A 15543-nucleotide genomic window follows, 5' to 3' on the forward strand; every position below is an offset into this window, starting at 1 on the left:
TAAAACCCTCGTATAGGCCAAAAATAATATACAAAACTACTCGGTAACTTTTAAGCGTTTCGCTAAACTTAAGAGTTGCGGCATTTTCATTGTGCATTGGTTTTTTTACCGAAAAATTGTGCAAGCACAACTATTACCAGCACTACCAAATAGGCGATAAATATAATCTGTAGCCACTCAGCCATGCCTAAGTCCATAAATTGCCAACGATTGTCATTGCATTCGCCCGTCGCTCCAAAAACAGCCGGTAGCCATTCGTGCAGCGGCATAAAAGAAGGAAAGCTTGGGGCAATATCGCAAGGCGCAAATAGTGGGTTGCTTGCGTATATAACATCAATATGAGCATTTGCAGACATTAGCCCTGAATAAGCACTATATCCCCAAACGGCAAAGCCCGCCCACCGTGTAATAGCATTATTGCTTAGCAAACCAATCACACCAGCGAGAAAAATCCCAATAACAGCTGTGCGTTGATCAATACATTTAACACAAGGTGCGAAATCTAAAACGTGCTGGAAATAAAGCGCACTAATAAATAATGCAAATGCTGAAAAAGCAAGTATGAACCATGAAACCCGCGATTGGCTAAATTGATATATCCACTGCATATTAGTATTCCAAACGATTAAACAAACGACCTTCTAATGTTAGCAAACATATGTGTTTAAGTAAGTAAAAATCAATGCATTCTTTCTATGTATCCGAATAAGGAAGCACCTCAAGCAATAATGCTTTTCTTGTCGCTGTCATCTGGTACAATCAGTTCAAGAGAACAAGAATAAGAATTAACTATGATATATAAATCTCAAAGCCCAGCAGGATTTGCCGAAGAGTACATTGTTGAATCAATATGGAGTAATCGGTTCCCCCCCGGTACTATTTTACCCGCAGAAAGAGAATTGTCAGAATTAATAGGCGTCACTCGGACCACTTTACGCGAGGTGCTGCAGAGACTCGCGAGAGACGGCTGGCTTACTATCCAGCACGGCAAACCAACAAAAGTAAATAACTACTGGGAAACATGTGGGCTGAATATTCTTGAAACCCTTGCAAGACTTGATCAAGACGGACAACCGCAATTATTAGATAATTTACTTTCTGCAAGAACAAATTTGAGTGCTGTATTCATCAGGGCAGCGTTTAAACAAAATTTACAAGCATGTCGAGACATAATCGGCAGGCATGCCGATGTTTTGCAAGAGGGTAAAGCGTTTGCTCAGCATGACTATCAAATGCATCATGATTTAGCACTGGCATCCAATAATCCAGTTTATGTGCTTATGATGAATGGCTTTAGGGGAATTTATGCGCGTGTGGGAGGCTTTTTCTTTAGTCATCAACCTGCAAGGGATGTTGCAACTGAATATTATAAACGCTTGCTTGCGGTGCTTGACACTGACGATACGGATAGGGTCATTGGCGTAGTAAGAACCTACGGAATTGAAAGTGGAAAAATTTGGCAAGAATTACGTCAAGAAATGCCAGATAACATTGTCGATTAAGCTCATATAAATATGTTTGATGTGCATTTGTGACGGCTCAGCGCCATAATATAAAAACACAACAAGTTAAAATGATAACAGGCATTAGGTTAAAAGAATGACAGATGTTTCCAAAGTTACCACCCCGAACAACTCTCCTTATCCGCATGTGTTCAGAGGCTTAGACCTGGGCTTCACCCAGTTAAAAAATAGAATCATTATGGGTTCAATGCACACAGGACTCGAAGAATTAGAAAACGGACATGAACGCATGGCTGCGTTTTTCGCTGAACGCGCTAAAGGCGGTGTCGGGCTCATTGTCACCGGAGGTATTGGCCCGAACGACGAGGGCGCTACACACGCTGTAACTCGTCGATTAGACAGTGACCAAGCAGTCAAAAATCACCAGTATGTGACCAATGCTGTACACGCCGAGGGTGGTAAAATATGTATGCAAATTTTGCATACGGGTCGTTATGCATATAGCGATAAGCTTGTTGCTCCTTCAGCTATTCAAGCTCCCATCAATCCCTTCAAGCCGAAAGAGCTAGACCAAGCGGGTATTGAAAAACAGATAGATGATTTTGTTTTTACTGCCAAGCAGGCTCAACGAGCAGGTTATGATGGCGTGGAAATAATGGGTTCTGAGGGATATTTCTTAAACCAGTTCATCGCTTTACGCACTAACCAACGCAAAGACGAATGGGGTGGAGAGTATCAAAACCGAATACGCTTGCCTATTGAAGTAGTAAAGAAGGTTCGCGAAGCGGTTGGTGAGGAGTTCATTATTATTTACCGCCTGTCCATGCTTGATTTAGTCGAAGGTGGGTCAAGTTATGACGAAGTGGTTGAATTAGGTTTAAAAATCGAAAAAGCGGGAGCTACTATTATTAATACAGGGATTGGTTGGCATGAAGCCCGTATCCCTACAATTGCGACAAAAGTCCCAAGAGCGGCTTTTACTTGGGTTACGGCTAAGTTCCGCCAAGCTTTGAATATTCCTGTGGTGACCTCAAACCGAATAAATACGCCAGAAGTTGCTGAAGAAGTCTTAGCTAGAGGCGATGCCGATTTAGTCTCTATGGCCCGGCCGTTTTTGGCTGATGCGGAGTTTGTGAATAAAGCAAAAGACAACAAAGCAAGTCAAATCAATACTTGTATTGGGTGTAATCAGGCCTGTTTGGACCATGTTTTTGACGGTAAAATGACGAGTTGTTTAGTCAATCCAAGAGCCTGCCACGAAACAGAATTAAATATTGAACCAGCAACTAGCTTAAAGCATATTGCAGTAGTGGGTGCAGGGCCAGCAGGCTTGGCTGCCGCCACGACAGCCGCCCAAAGAGGTCACAAAGTTACTCTATTTGATGCTGATGGGGAGATTGGTGGGCAATTTAATATTGCAAAGCAAGTTCCAGGTAAAGAAGAGTTTTACGAGACCATACGTTATTTTGATGTGCAGTTAGCCTTGCATGGTGTAGAGGTAAAGTTAAATACTACAGTCGACGTAGAAACCTTGCATAAGGGTGGTTATGATGAGGTTATTATTGCTACAGGTATAAAGCCAAGAACCCCCGACATTGAAGGTATCGATCATCCATCAGTATTATCTTATATAGATGTTCTTAAACATAAAAAACCGGTGGGTAGACGTGTTGCAGTAATGGGTGCTGGCGGGATAGGTTTTGATACAAGTGAATTTTTATCGCATGGAAAAGTATCAACCTCGACTAATATTCCGGCATTTATGAAAGAGTGGGGGATTGATATGTCACTCACTGCTAGGGGAGGTGTTGAGGGTGTACAAGCATTGCCAGAGCCGTCACCAAGGGAAATTTACTTGTTGCAACGAAAATCTACTAAAGTAGGTGCGGGTCTTGGCAAAACAACTGGTTGGGCGCATCGCGCTGGTTTAATGATGAAAGGTGTTAAGTTAATTGCTGGTGTTCAATATTTAAAGATTGACGATCAGGGCTTGCACATTGAAATAGCGGGCGAAAAGCAAGTTATTGAGGTCGATAACGTTGTCGTTTGTGCCGGTCAGCATCCTTTGCGCGAATTGCAAGAAGGTTTAACTTTACCAAATCATTTAATCGGCGGTGCTGACTTAGCCACAGAGTTAGATGCAAAACGGGCAATTGACCAAGGCACTCGACTCGCTGCTCGTCTTTAGGTTTGTATGCTTATTTTTTGTACATTCGCATAGTTTGACTTGATGCTTGATATGCCAAGTCAAACTGGCTGATTACATTCATACCTAATAAGCCGTCATATGAACTCAAATTTTCTTGCGGTAATACAATCACACTAATATTACTAAGTTGTTGATTGCCCAAAGTGAAACTCCTCAACTTGTAAATAGGTGCCTGTATCACTCCACCTGCAGTATTGACGCTAAATTTCCCTAAAAACTCTTTATAGCCTGAGGAAATATCCGCAAACTTTTTATCGCTTAATGCGGTTGTAGATGCGCCGGTGTCTAAAAGTAACAAGACCGATGTATTAGCTGCAATTGCTTGAGTAACAAAACGGCCTTGCGTTTGTTGTAAAACAACATCAGCTTTGCGCGATTCGTTTTCGGTTAAGTTTTCAAATATAGGAGGAGTGACTGCCGTTTGGGCTACGTTTTCATTGTTTAAACGCTGAAAAATACTATCTCTTAGCCTATTAGCTCTAGGATCGTCTGGCGGGAAACTGGCGAGAACATCTTCCATTAGACTCAACTGTTCCTGCATACCATAAGCTCTCGCAAGTGCCATTAAATAATTGCGATTAAGTGGGTCGACTTGCACCAATGGTTCTAAAAAGCTTGCTAATAAGTCCCAAGCACCATCGCCACTAAATTGCCTCATGATGCGCTGACTATTTACGCTAATGATAGTTTCTACTTGATTGCGTTGGTCTTTAGAAAGCGGAAGAGACAACATAGATTGATAGTGTACAAGCGCAATATTTAAAGGTTTAGTATGATAATAAACGTCTGCCTCTATTAACTGTGCGTTTATATCTTGAGGAAATTTGCGTAGATACTCAGATACTTCAAATTCCAGCTGCTCATATGCTTCATTTTTTTTAAGATTGAGTAAAAACTGCATAAAAATTTGAGCATTGTTTTTATCTGTTTCGCTAATATTTAACGAAATCTTTGAATCTTCAGGATGCGATAGAGGTGTATCTGAATCATTAATAAGCTGTTGCTTTGAGGATTCAATTAGTTCGAGTTTACCAATGTTACGGGCACCTTTAGTATGTTTGACCATCTCATAATTATTGTTAGTCTGAGCATCAACAGTGGATGTTGGTTCATTACTGTCAATTTTATTACTCGTTGAGGCTCTGTATAAAAACCAAAAATTAGCGCCCAGTGATATAGACAACAACACGCTTAACCAAAAGCTTGTTCTACTCATACCTCTTCCTTGTTGCTATGTTGATATTGTAGAGCAGCGTTACCATAAATCGATTTAAAACTGGGAGGCATTTTTATTGGAATGCCACTAGACAGCTTAATGCAAACAAATTGAGTTGTAGCGCTGTATACCGTTTTATTAGTCGCTACGTTTATAAATTGAAAAAAGCGTGAAAGTCTGCATTTTTCGTCACAAGCAATAATCCATGTCGCACATGCTAGGGTATCATTTTCATGTGATGCCAAATGGTAGTTGAGTTGGTGATGGGTAATCGCCATTGCTCTATCTTCTCTTTTGTAGTCTTCGAAAGATAAACCTAAACAAGTAGAATGCTCCCAAGCCAACGCCTCTTGGCGCGCTAAATAAGCAACGTTATTGGTATGTTGGTAATGATCGATATGCGAATCGTCGATGCACCATTCACTGATGAAGGGAGCATTATATTTCCAATCTAATAAGGTAAGATTTGTCTTCACCTTTATAACTCGCTTTTATTGTTGTTGTGGGTCATACGATATATGCATCATCATCACTCGCTTCTTTATATTAACATCGGTTATAATTGTGCGCTACGATGGTCCGCTATTTATTGTTTGCCAATACGTGCTCTGTCTTTTATAGACAAATAAGGAGAAGCTTTACCATGTCGCTGCACGGACAACTGGGCCTTAATACAAAAAGGTCTATTAACTTAGTTTCACCAAAAGCAGTTGAGCATAACAGTGTTGATTTAGAAAGTTTGTTTGCTTCTTGTTTTGAAGAGCAATTTTCAACAATATTGATTGGAGGGGCCGATGAGCCTCTATATCAACCAAATTGTCAAAAACACAAACGACATGTTGTTTATTATCGTTATGACTATTTTGCTAGTGCTTTACATGAAATTGCTCACTGGTGTATTGCAGGCGACAAACGTCGGCAACAAGAAGACTACGGTTATTGGTATGTACCTGATGGTCGCAATGCAAGGGATCAAGTAAAATTCTTACAAGTAGAAATAAAACCACAAGCCCTTGAGTACGCCTTTTCTAAAGCCTGTGGGATACCGTTTTGTGTCAGTATTGATAATTTGTCCCATGAGGCCTGCGATATAACTAGAAAGAAAGAAGAACAAGACTTTACTAATGCAGTACAAAAACAGCTTAGTCTATATCAAGTTAAGGGTTTTCCGACTAGAGCACAATCATTCTTGCAAGTATTAAATGATTACTATTAGGCACTTATTATGAGTCATCGAACATGAATATCCCTTTTGGTAGAAAATTTAAGTTAGGTCTTGTAATCAATCCCTTTGCCGGTATCGGTGGCTCAGTTGCCCTTAAAGGAAGTGACGGCAGAGAAATAAGAGAAAAAGCCCTTGCTGCCGGTGCACCCCAATTAGCCATGCAAAAAGCGCAAACCGCCTTAAATGAGTGTAGCGATATTAGTGATTATTATGAAGTCTATACAGGTGCCGGGGCAATGGGCGAGGACACTGCAGTTTTATTAGGTTTAACAGCGCATATAGTGTCCAATTCAATGCCATTACAAACTGAAGCGGAACACACTTGTCAACTCGTCAAGGCATTAGAAAATGAAGGGGTCGATTTGATTTTGTTTGCCGGTGGTGACGGAACGGCAATAAATGTGTGTGAATCCCTGACTAAGAAAATTCCTGTATTGGGTGTGCCAGCAGGTTGTAAAATTCATAGTGGGGTTTATGCAATAACGCCAAGAGCTGCTGGCAGTGTGCTGGCGCAAGTAATAAAAGGGAACTTGGTTTCTTTGGTTCAAGCCGAAGTTCGCGATATCGACGAAGAACAATTTCGAAAAGGTAAGGTCATCGCGAAACATTTCGGTGAATTATGGGTACCGGAATCGCTTCAATATATTCAAGCTGTCAAAATGGGTGGCAAAGAGTCAGATGAATTATTGCTCGACGATATTGCTGAATACCTTACTGAAATTATGCAAGATAATGAAGACTACTATTTTGTAATGGGCTCAGGAAGCACTGTAGATGCGATCATGCAACACTGTAACTTACCAAATACACTGCTGGGTGTTGACTTAATTTATCAAAATAAGATTGTAAAAAATGATGTGAACGCGCAAGAGTTGATTGAGTTAACAGCTGGCAAACCAACCAAGTTGATCATTACTTTAATAGGTGGGCAAGGTCATATATTAGGACGCGGTAACCAACAACTATCCCCTGCATTCATTCAGCAAATTGGGAAGGCAAATATCGTACTTGTGGCAACTAAAACGAAAATACAAGGTTTAGCAGGGAAAGGCTTAATATCTGATTCAGGCGATCATGATGTTGACCATTCAATGCTCGGTCCAATCTCAATTATTACGGGGTATAGAGACCAGGTACTATACTACGTCGGTGTTTAAAGACTTTAAAGGTATGTTGTTTGATGATAGACGAAATAAAAACTAGCTTAGAAGATTACTTTGATCAAGTAGAAGCTTTTCTCGATAGTTTTATTGAAAACGGGGATGAGCAAGAACTTTTTATTTCAAGTTATTTGCACGGTCATTTTTCGGTTGTCGCAGCGGCTATTTTGCTGGACGAACAGAAAATAGAACGTTTTAAAATACATGCGAATACGGTTAATGAGGACCGTCTACATCTTTTCCAACGCAATTTAAAAAGCATGTTGCATGCATCTATTAATGCGGCAATTAATGATCAAGAACTAAGCCAACAAGACGCAGTACAAGTGCGTGAGTTGGTTGAAAAAATTCCAGCATAAGCTCATACATATTAAATTGGCACACTTGGAACCAAACTTGCTTAAGGTTTAAATAATTCATTTTATTTAAATCTGCTAGGGCTGGTTAGTATGAAAAATTCGCTAAACACAATTGCGTCGTTTTTGCTTTGCGTAATATGTCTGGTCTTACTTTTTGGTATGTCTGGATGCGCCAATATCATCCCTAATTTATATACCAAATCTGAGACACCGCACGTTCAAAATCTTGGTAACGTTGAGTTTCATACTCATCGGTTAGCACAGGAGCTTTTTACTGGTTTTACCGCAGACCGTCAATATCGGTACGCCGTTGCTGGTTTTGTGCCAGTTACTTCTATGCAACTTGATATGACTCAACAAGGTCCATTAATGCTATTAGGTCAGCAGCTTGAGCAAGGCTTAATGACAGAAGCTGTTAAATATGGGTTAGTGACTCAAGACTTTAAAGCGAGTAATTCAATTATTATGTCTGAAAGCTATGACCGAGCACTATCTCGAGATTTGTCTCATTTATCTCAGCTACAGAATATCGATTATTACATCACCGGCACAATCACTCCACAGCAAAATGGCGCGATTGTAAATGCCCGTGTCATTAATGTTCGCAACAAAGATGTTGTTGCTGCCGCCACAGGTTATTTTCCTGGCGATTTGTTTTGGGAAACTGAGCAAGTAGTCATGCGCAATGGGCAACTATACAGAACAGAAAAGTAGCCGTTTAGAAAGTCACATAAAAATATACATTGGGCCGAGTCGAAACTTGGCTAAATTTAGGAGTTAGTCATGAAATTTATTACTGTGTTAAGCATGTTTTTATTGTTAGGGGGATGCAGTGTATTGCCCTCCATGGAGCAAATGTTTGCCGATTCGGCAAACGAATCTACACAAACAAACCTTGCTGATAATGAACCAGACAGTAACGGTGTTATTGACGTACGTTCCCATTCAGGTGTTTCACACTCTGCAGTGTTAGATGCTTCGTCAATAGATGAGTTTGGATCGATTACAAAACCCAATATTATGTCACATGCGACAGGGGCATATAAAGGTATGCCGCTTACCAAACATGTTGGAGATTATGTTCGCAATATGGCACAAGATCTTGTCGCTAACATGGAATACGTGACAGAGCGCACGCCGGTCGCTGTGACACATTTTTCACTGATTGACAGCGACCTAAAAGAAACTAACCTTTTAGGGCAACAAATGGCAGAGTCTTTCGTGCACGAATTTCATAAATTTAGAATGCCTGTTGTTGAATTCAAAGCAACACAATTTATTCGGGTGACTGAGACAGGCGATTTTGTATTATCGCGAGATTTCTTAGATTTAAAAAATGACACACCTATTCAATATGTATTAACTGGCACAATGACCAAACATCAAGGTGGTTTTTTAATTAATGCGCGTATGCTGGGTATGCAATCTAATGTCATTGTTGCGAGTGCTCAAAGTTTTATTCCTTTTTATATAGTGGATGCATTGCTACCAAGCGGTTCGTCCCGTCAAAATGAAATTGTTGACGGTGTTAGAATTATCAGAGGCGACTAAAATGAGATCACTTAATAAACTATTAATAGTGCTAAGTGCTGGCGCAATTATAACGGGGTGCGCAGCGGGTAAAGCCTTTATGGCAGGATATGAGCCACCTCAAACAATTGCAGATTTACTCAGAGAACAATATGGGTTAGCGGGAGAAATTCCCCCTGAGTTGGACCCTGACAACAAATCAAATGATGCCATTGGCCTAAATAACTATGCTGATTTAAAAGCAACAAGCAAGTCAGCAGAAACTCAACAAAATGGCTCAGACGTCACTGGTTACCAGCCATTATTGCCCCCCGTACAGCGCTTTAGTCCGTTTTTTACCTATAAAAGTGTACAGGATTATGCGGGTCAATTAGCTATGGATTTAGTTAAAAATGGTCGCGGTTTAAATACCAATTTAATGATTGGCGTGAGCAGTTTTGTCAAACTTGACCGGACGCTACAAAATACAACGATATTGGGTAATCAGTTAGCCGAGTATTCAATTTCTGAAATGCAACAATTTGGCCTAACCGTTATTGACCATAAATTAATGCCTGCTATACAAGTAACAAGTCGGGGCGACCTTGCCTTCTCGCGAGATGTCATACAGTTAGCTAATAAGCGAGTAATGGACCATGTTCTCTCTGGGACTATGATTGAAAAGGCAGACGGTGTGTTTGTTAATGCGCGGATTATTTCATTACAAACAAACCAAGTTGTTTCAAGCGCGAGTGTTTTAATTCCCAGGTTTGTAAGCGAGCAAACGAGCCCAAGATTGGTGAGTTATTCAGATTAGCCAGTTTTACTAAGGCCTTTGTTGTCGGATTAGATTTCGCACTAAAAACCGATTAGGCATTAGTGCATCTAGTAACTTCCCATTCAATGGTAAGGGGCGTCCTAGCATTTGACTTACGAGAATTTCTGCCATTAATGGCGCTGTAGTCAAGCCCCTAGATCCCAAGCCTGTCAGTAAAAACATGTTGTCTTGTACGCTTGGAATAGGATAGCGAAAATACGGTAAGGCTTTATATAGCTCGGATAATTCTTGCGCTTGTTTTGATGCAGGAAGAGCTCCAACGACAGGCTGATGGTCGGGCGTTGAACAACGAACCGAAGCTCGCGCATAACTATTATCATCTTGGCTTGCATCTGAAAGTTTAGCCACCCAAGTCGCTTGACATAATGAACCTTGCTGTAAAGAAAGATTCATCAGTGTTTCTGCCTCTCTAACCTCGCAACTTGTGTCTTCTTTTTTATATGTCGATCCCATGGCATGCATGCCGTTAACAGCAGGGGTGAAATAGCCTTTGTGACACAAGAGTGTTTGCAATGGCTGCAAGTCAGGCTTACTTGCAATTAACTCAACTTGTCCTCTAGTTAAGGTCAAAGGGATATGAGGAAAGGAAAAATCAGGACTACTAAAACCTGTACTAAAGACAAGAGCATTGCACTGATGACTTACCGTTTTTAAGCTTTGATTATGCTGCACCTCAAAATTAATAACATTGTTATGGTGACTATTTATTTTGAGTAATTCAGTTTCGTTAAAAAGTGTCAATAACCCCGTATTTTGAGCAACTTTCAAACAAGCATTAATCATTGAATGGGGGGATATCCAGCCCGCATTTGGAAGATGTAAACATTCGTAAGGCAGGTCAATATTTGCAAGCTTGCTTGCTCTTTCAGGATCAACATACTGCGCTACTGTATTTGGCCATATTTGTTTTTGACTAATTTTGTGTAGTCGCTCTTTAGTATTGTCATTAAAGGCAACTTGTAGTGCACCGCAAAATGCATGATCAAACTCTGCAATGCGTGATAAATTTTGATAAAAATGATGCGCATAATAAAAACTTTGTAATTGAATTTGGCTGGCTGTATTCATTTGGGCATTAAGCTGCGGATAGAAACCACCAATAGGACTACCCGATGCACCATCTGCAGATTGCTTTGCGCGCCAGAAAATATTGACTGATACCCCTAGTTGCACTAGTTTTAGCGCGGTAATGGCGCCAGCAATACCATTCCCTATGATGCCAACGGTCAATCGGGATGATGCTTGTTTGACGGAGTCATTTTCTGCATCATTTATTTTATGTCGGTAGAAATAAGGCGCATGGTTAGTTCGATGCTTGGTCGACAATGTTTGCAAATTGACAGGTTTGTCGAACAGTCCCACAAGCATGTCCCGCTTACGACCAAAACCTTTACGTTTTGTTATTGAAAAACCTTGTTCCATTAGTCCACGTTTTACAATGCCTGCAGCCGTAAAGGTTGCAAAAGTGGCTTTTGGTTTACTTAAGCGCGCTATTTCCTGAAATAATTTAGGGTGCCACATATCTGGATTTTTACTCGGCGCAAAACCATCGAGGAACCAGGCATCAACTAGACCTTTTTGCAGTGTTTTTACATCAGCTAAAGACGTTTTGGCATCGCCATAATGCAAATCTAAACAGATATTAGTGCTAATATGACGTCTATGCACACCTTGAGAATTATCCGGATAATCCGTCAACAATTGAGCACTATAATTTTCTAGTTGATCAAAGTTGGCGAGGATTTTTGTAAGTAATTGTATATCTATTGGGTGTTTTTCAGTACTTATAAAATATAAGTTTTTTAAAATATGCTGCGGGTGAGCTTGCAGAAATCTATCAAATAAAAAGGCGGTATATAAAAAATTAAGGCCTGTCCCAAACCCAGTCTCAGCAATACAATAGTGTGCACTTTGATGTTTTAACCAACGATCTTGAAGATTATTTCCTTGAATAAAAACGTAATCAGTTTCTGCTATGCCATTTTCGTTTGAAAAATATAAATCATCGTAGTCACTAGAGCAGGGGGTTCCAGTGTCATTAAAGTGAACTTTTGCAGGAGAGAGTTTCATTGAGTTTTAAATAGAACCAGTAAAAATCATAAAGTATTATACCCATAAGAGCAGACCAGTTGTAGAAATAAACTAGGTAACATATTACACTCACAAAAACGTTTACAAACATATCCGATATTGCGTCCATTGGATAAATCAACGCAACATTTGTCAAAGGTGAAAAATGAAACGAGCCGTCATTACAGGTCTGGGTATTGTGTCGAGTATAGGCAACAATGCAAATGAAGTTAAACAATCCTTAAAAGCGGGTAAATCGGGCATTACGTTTTCTGAGCAATTTGCTGAAGCTGGTTTACGCAGCCAAGTATGGGGTGATTTGAAACTAGACCTAAAAGAGCATATTGATCGCAAAGCACTCAGGTTTATGGGTGATGCTGCAAGTTATGCATATTTAGCTATGCGACAAGCTATAAAGGACGCAAACTTAAGTGAAGAACAATACTCTGACGATATGGTGGGTATTATTGCAGGCTCTGGTGGAGCAAGTTCTGAAAATCAAGTTATTTCAGCCGATATTATGCGTCAAAAAGGGGTGAGGAGAGTAGGCCCTTATATGGTAACTCGTTGCATGGCGAGTACTGTTTCGGCTTGTTTGGCAACACCCTTTAAGATTAAGGGGGTCAATTATTCAATTGCGTCTGCATGCGCTACAAGTGCTCATTGTATTGGTAATGCTTTAGAGCTTATTCAATTAGGCAAACAAAAAATGGTATTTGCGGGTGGTGGCGAAGAACTTCACTGGTCGCTGTCAGGACAATTTGATGCAATGGGTGCTCTTTCTACAAAGTATAATGATAACCCCGCTGTTGCTTCTCGCACCTATGATGCTAATCGAGATGGATTTGTGAGTTCTGGCGGCGGCGGCATGGTCGTGGTTGAAGAATTAGAACATGCGCTAGCGCGAGGAGCGAAAATATATGCTGAAGTCGTAGGTTATGGTGCAACTTCAGATGGTTACGACATGGTCGCCCCTTCGGGTGAAGGTGCCATTAGATGCATGAAAATGGCGCTTAAAGATTGTGATATACCTTTGGACTACTTAAACACCCATGGCACCTCTACGCCAGTAGGCGATGTGAAGGAGTTAGAAGCCATACAAACCTTATTTGGGGGAAATTGCCCAGCAATTAGTGCGACAAAATCATTAACAGGCCATTCTCTTGGTGCGGCTGGTGTACATGAAGCGATCTATTCTTTGCTCATGATGGAGGGCAATTTTATTTGTCCTTCTATTAACATTGATGAACTAGACGAAGCCGCAAAAGGATTAGACATTGTGAGCTCACCTAGAGACGCCGAGCTAAACTTGGTGATGTCGAATAGCTTTGGCTTTGGTGGAACTAATGCGAGCTTGGCGTTTAAACGATATTCAGATTAAGGACGATACTATAATTTTCTTTAATTGCTGTGCTTAGAACTTTATAAGTTTGGTTTATAAGTGATATTCAAATAAAGGGTTGGCGTTTGCCAACCCTTTTTACAATAATACTGCATAATCTATAAGCAAAGGGGCAGGGTATGAGTATAAAAAGCAAAGTAAGTGAGCAAGAATGGCAAACCAGAGTAGACTTAGCCGCATGTTATAGAATGATTGCTCATTATGGTTGGGACGACTTAGTTTTCACTCATATTTCAGCGAGAGTACCGGGGCCTGAACATCATTTTTTGATTAACCCATATGGAATGTTGTTTGAAGAAGTCACAGCCTCAAGCTTGGTGAAAGTAGATCTTCACGGTAACAAGGTGATGGACTCTGAATTTGATATCAATCCTGCCGGATTCGTGATCCACAGCGCAGTGCATGAAGCACGAGATGATGCTAAGTGTGTGATGCATTTGCATACAACAGAAGGTGTCGCAATTTCCGCGTTAGAACAAGGCCTACAAGCATACTCTCAGCAATCTTTATTTGCATTGAGCTCGCTAAGCTACCACGAATATGAAGGTGTTGCGTTAAATCCCGATGAAAAGGTTCGTTTGGTTGCAGATTTAGGCAATACAAACTTTATGATTTTACGGAATCACGGTCTGTTAACCTGTGCTGATAATATTGCTGATACGTTTTTAGCCATGTTTATCTTGCAACGTGCATGCGAAATTCAATTAAAAGCACAAGCGACAAACGCGCCTTTAGTGCCCATTAATAAGCAAATATTAGATGGGATCCGCGCACAAGCCTCAGAAGTAACGAAATCTGCGGGTGGCCAATTAGCGTGGCCTGGCATATTGAGGAAACTAGATAGAATGTGTCCAGATTTTAGAGATTAAATCGCATTGAAGATTTTAATAGATAAGGCGATGCCTTATTACCTTGATTATTTCAGTGAATTAGGTGAAGTAGCAGCTTTTGCTGAAGGGCATTTGCTTGAGCAAGATTTGTCTCAAGTAGAAGTACTTTTGGTAAGGTCAACGACTAAGATAGACAATACCGTTTTAACTCATATGCCTAAGTTAAAGTTTGTTGGGACTGCTACTGCTGGCTATGACCATTTTGATATTAAAGCAATAGAGGCAGCAGGTGTTTACTGGTGCTCCGCTGCAGGGTGTAATGCAATTGCGGTCACGCAATATGCAGTTTTAGCAGTATTAACAATAGCTTGTGAACAAGGTTTTTTATTAGCAGATAAAAAAATTGCCATTGTAGGGCATGGTAATGTTGGGAGAAGAGTTAAAGAGGCTATGTCAGTACTTGGTGCAAACGTGGTTATTTATGACCCACCACAAGTTGATAAATTAACAGCCCGCGCTATAGAAAATTCACTTTCCGACACTAACTATGTCAACTTTGATGAAGTGTTAAGTGCAGATATTATTTGTATCCATGCTCCTTTGAACAGCGACCCCGCTTATCCTAGCCAACATTTGTTTAATACAAGGACCTTGGCACAGCTCAATAGCAATCAAATATTGATTAATGCTGGTCGAGGCGGTGTGGTCGATAATACGGCTCTGTTAACTAGACTTACATTGCCCAATGCGCCTAGCATTGTGTTGGATGTGTGGGAAAACGAGCCTTTTATAAAGCGTGACTTGATCCCTCTAGTCAGGTTTGCAACTGCACATATTGCTGGACATTCGCTTGAAGGTAAGGCGAAAGGTACGCATATATTATATGAGAGACTCTGCGAATATATACAAACACCTGCAAAAATTAGTGTAGAGTCTCTGTTGCCTGCTTTTACCTGTGATATTCCACCATCATTGCAGGCTCAATTGAACAAGCAAACGCTGCGTTCTGATATTGATTATCAAACTGCCATTTTGGCATTATGTAAATTGGTATATAATATTGAAAATGATGATAGTGTTTTTCGTCAACACATGTCACAATCTGACTCCTTTAAAGTAATAAGACAAGATTATCCAATTCGCAGAGAATTCAGTGCTTTAGCTATTGAAGCATCTAATAAATATACTCAAGAATGCCTGCGTGGATTAGGGTTTATCATTTCTAACGACAGTGAATATTTTAATTAAATTATAGGATGATA

15 protein-coding genes are annotated in these 15543 nt (G+C 40.4%); 11 read left to right on the forward strand and 4 right to left on the reverse strand.

Annotated elements, in window-relative coordinates:
• Positions 1-86: 86 nt before the first annotated feature.
• A complete protein-coding gene (gene dsbB, locus RM552_RS03710; RefSeq protein WP_311367440.1) occupies positions 87-608 on the reverse strand; it encodes a disulfide bond formation protein DsbB in 522 nt (173 codons plus the stop codon).
• Positions 609-791: 183 nt separating this feature from the next.
• On the opposite strand from dsbB, the gene fadR reads away from it, so the two are divergent.
• Together fadR and RM552_RS03720 are read left to right on the forward strand one after the other, a co-directional pair.
• The gene (gene fadR, locus RM552_RS03715) at positions 792-1502 is read left to right on the forward strand and encodes a fatty acid metabolism transcriptional regulator FadR (protein ID WP_311367441.1); all 711 of its coding nucleotides are present in this window, start codon (positions 792-794) and stop codon (positions 1500-1502) included.
• Positions 1503-1599: 97 nt separating this feature from the next.
• Positions 1600-3651, forward strand: coding sequence for an oxidoreductase (locus tag RM552_RS03720; RefSeq protein ID WP_311367442.1), 2052 nt, complete (start codon positions 1600-1602; stop codon positions 3649-3651).
• A 10-nt stretch (positions 3652-3661) separates the two neighbouring features.
• On the opposite strand, the gene RM552_RS03725 is transcribed toward RM552_RS03720, so the two are convergent.
• On the reverse strand, positions 3662-4888 hold the full coding sequence (locus tag RM552_RS03725) for a retropepsin-like aspartic protease family protein (protein WP_311367443.1): 1227 nt from the start codon (positions 4886-4888) through the stop codon (positions 3662-3664).
• The gene (locus tag RM552_RS03730) at positions 4885-5364 is read right to left on the reverse strand and encodes an acyl-CoA thioesterase (RefSeq protein WP_311367444.1); all 480 of its coding nucleotides are present in this window, start codon (positions 5362-5364) and stop codon (positions 4885-4887) included. Before RM552_RS03730 ends, RM552_RS03725 begins: the two co-directional genes overlap by 4 nt.
• A 167-nt stretch (positions 5365-5531) precedes the next feature.
• Here RM552_RS03730 and RM552_RS03735 point away from each other — a divergent pair, with 167 nt between their 5' ends.
• From RM552_RS03735 to RM552_RS03760, 6 genes are all read left to right on the forward strand, one after another.
• Complete coding sequence (locus RM552_RS03735) at positions 5532-6104, forward strand: elongation factor P hydroxylase (RefSeq protein WP_311367445.1); 573 nt, start codon at positions 5532-5534, stop codon at positions 6102-6104.
• A gap of 23 nt (positions 6105-6127) precedes the next feature.
• Complete coding sequence (locus RM552_RS03740) at positions 6128-7270, forward strand: ATP-NAD kinase family protein (protein ID WP_311367446.1); 1143 nt, start codon at positions 6128-6130, stop codon at positions 7268-7270.
• 23 nt (positions 7271-7293) lie between these two features.
• A complete protein-coding gene (locus tag RM552_RS03745) occupies positions 7294-7632 on the forward strand; it encodes a YfcL family protein (protein ID WP_311367447.1) in 339 nt (112 codons plus the stop codon).
• Between the two features lie 90 nt (positions 7633-7722).
• Positions 7723-8346 carry a FlgO family outer membrane protein gene (locus RM552_RS03750; protein ID WP_311367448.1) on the forward strand — a complete coding sequence of 208 codons (624 nt, stop codon included), beginning with the start codon at positions 7723-7725 and terminating at the stop codon, positions 8344-8346.
• Positions 8347-8415: 69 nt separating this feature from the next.
• On the forward strand, positions 8416-9183 hold the full coding sequence (locus tag RM552_RS03755) for a FlgO family outer membrane protein (protein WP_311367449.1): 768 nt from the start codon (positions 8416-8418) through the stop codon (positions 9181-9183).
• Between the two features lies 1 nt (position 9184).
• On the forward strand, positions 9185-9958 hold the full coding sequence (locus tag RM552_RS03760; protein ID WP_311367450.1) for a FlgO family outer membrane protein: 774 nt from the start codon (positions 9185-9187) through the stop codon (positions 9956-9958).
• A 9-nt stretch (positions 9959-9967) separates the two neighbouring features.
• Here RM552_RS03760 and mnmC read toward each other — a convergent pair whose 3' ends face one another.
• Positions 9968-12049 carry a bifunctional tRNA (5-methylaminomethyl-2-thiouridine)(34)-methyltransferase MnmC2/FAD-dependent 5-carboxymethylaminomethyl-2-thiouridine(34) oxidoreductase MnmC1 gene (gene mnmC / locus RM552_RS03765; protein WP_311367451.1) on the reverse strand — a complete coding sequence of 694 codons (2082 nt, stop codon included), beginning with the start codon at positions 12047-12049 and terminating at the stop codon, positions 9968-9970.
• 166 nt (positions 12050-12215) lie between these two features.
• Between mnmC and fabB the strand changes: the two genes are divergently transcribed.
• From fabB to RM552_RS03780, 3 genes are all read left to right on the forward strand, one after another.
• Positions 12216-13430: a beta-ketoacyl-ACP synthase I gene (gene fabB / locus RM552_RS03770; RefSeq protein WP_311367452.1), complete on the forward strand. Its 1215-nt coding sequence runs from the start codon at positions 12216-12218 to the stop codon at positions 13428-13430.
• Between the two features lie 140 nt (positions 13431-13570).
• On the forward strand, positions 13571-14320 hold the full coding sequence (locus RM552_RS03775) for a class II aldolase/adducin family protein (RefSeq protein ID WP_311367453.1): 750 nt from the start codon (positions 13571-13573) through the stop codon (positions 14318-14320).
• Between the two features lie 6 nt (positions 14321-14326).
• Positions 14327-15529: a 4-phosphoerythronate dehydrogenase gene (locus RM552_RS03780; protein ID WP_311367454.1), complete on the forward strand. Its 1203-nt coding sequence runs from the start codon at positions 14327-14329 to the stop codon at positions 15527-15529.
• Positions 15530-15543 lie beyond the last annotated feature (14 nt).

Origin of the sequence: Glaciecola petra, from assembly GCF_031846345.1 — a bacterium.
Classification (GTDB): Bacteria; Pseudomonadota; Gammaproteobacteria; order Enterobacterales; family Alteromonadaceae; genus Glaciecola; species Glaciecola petra.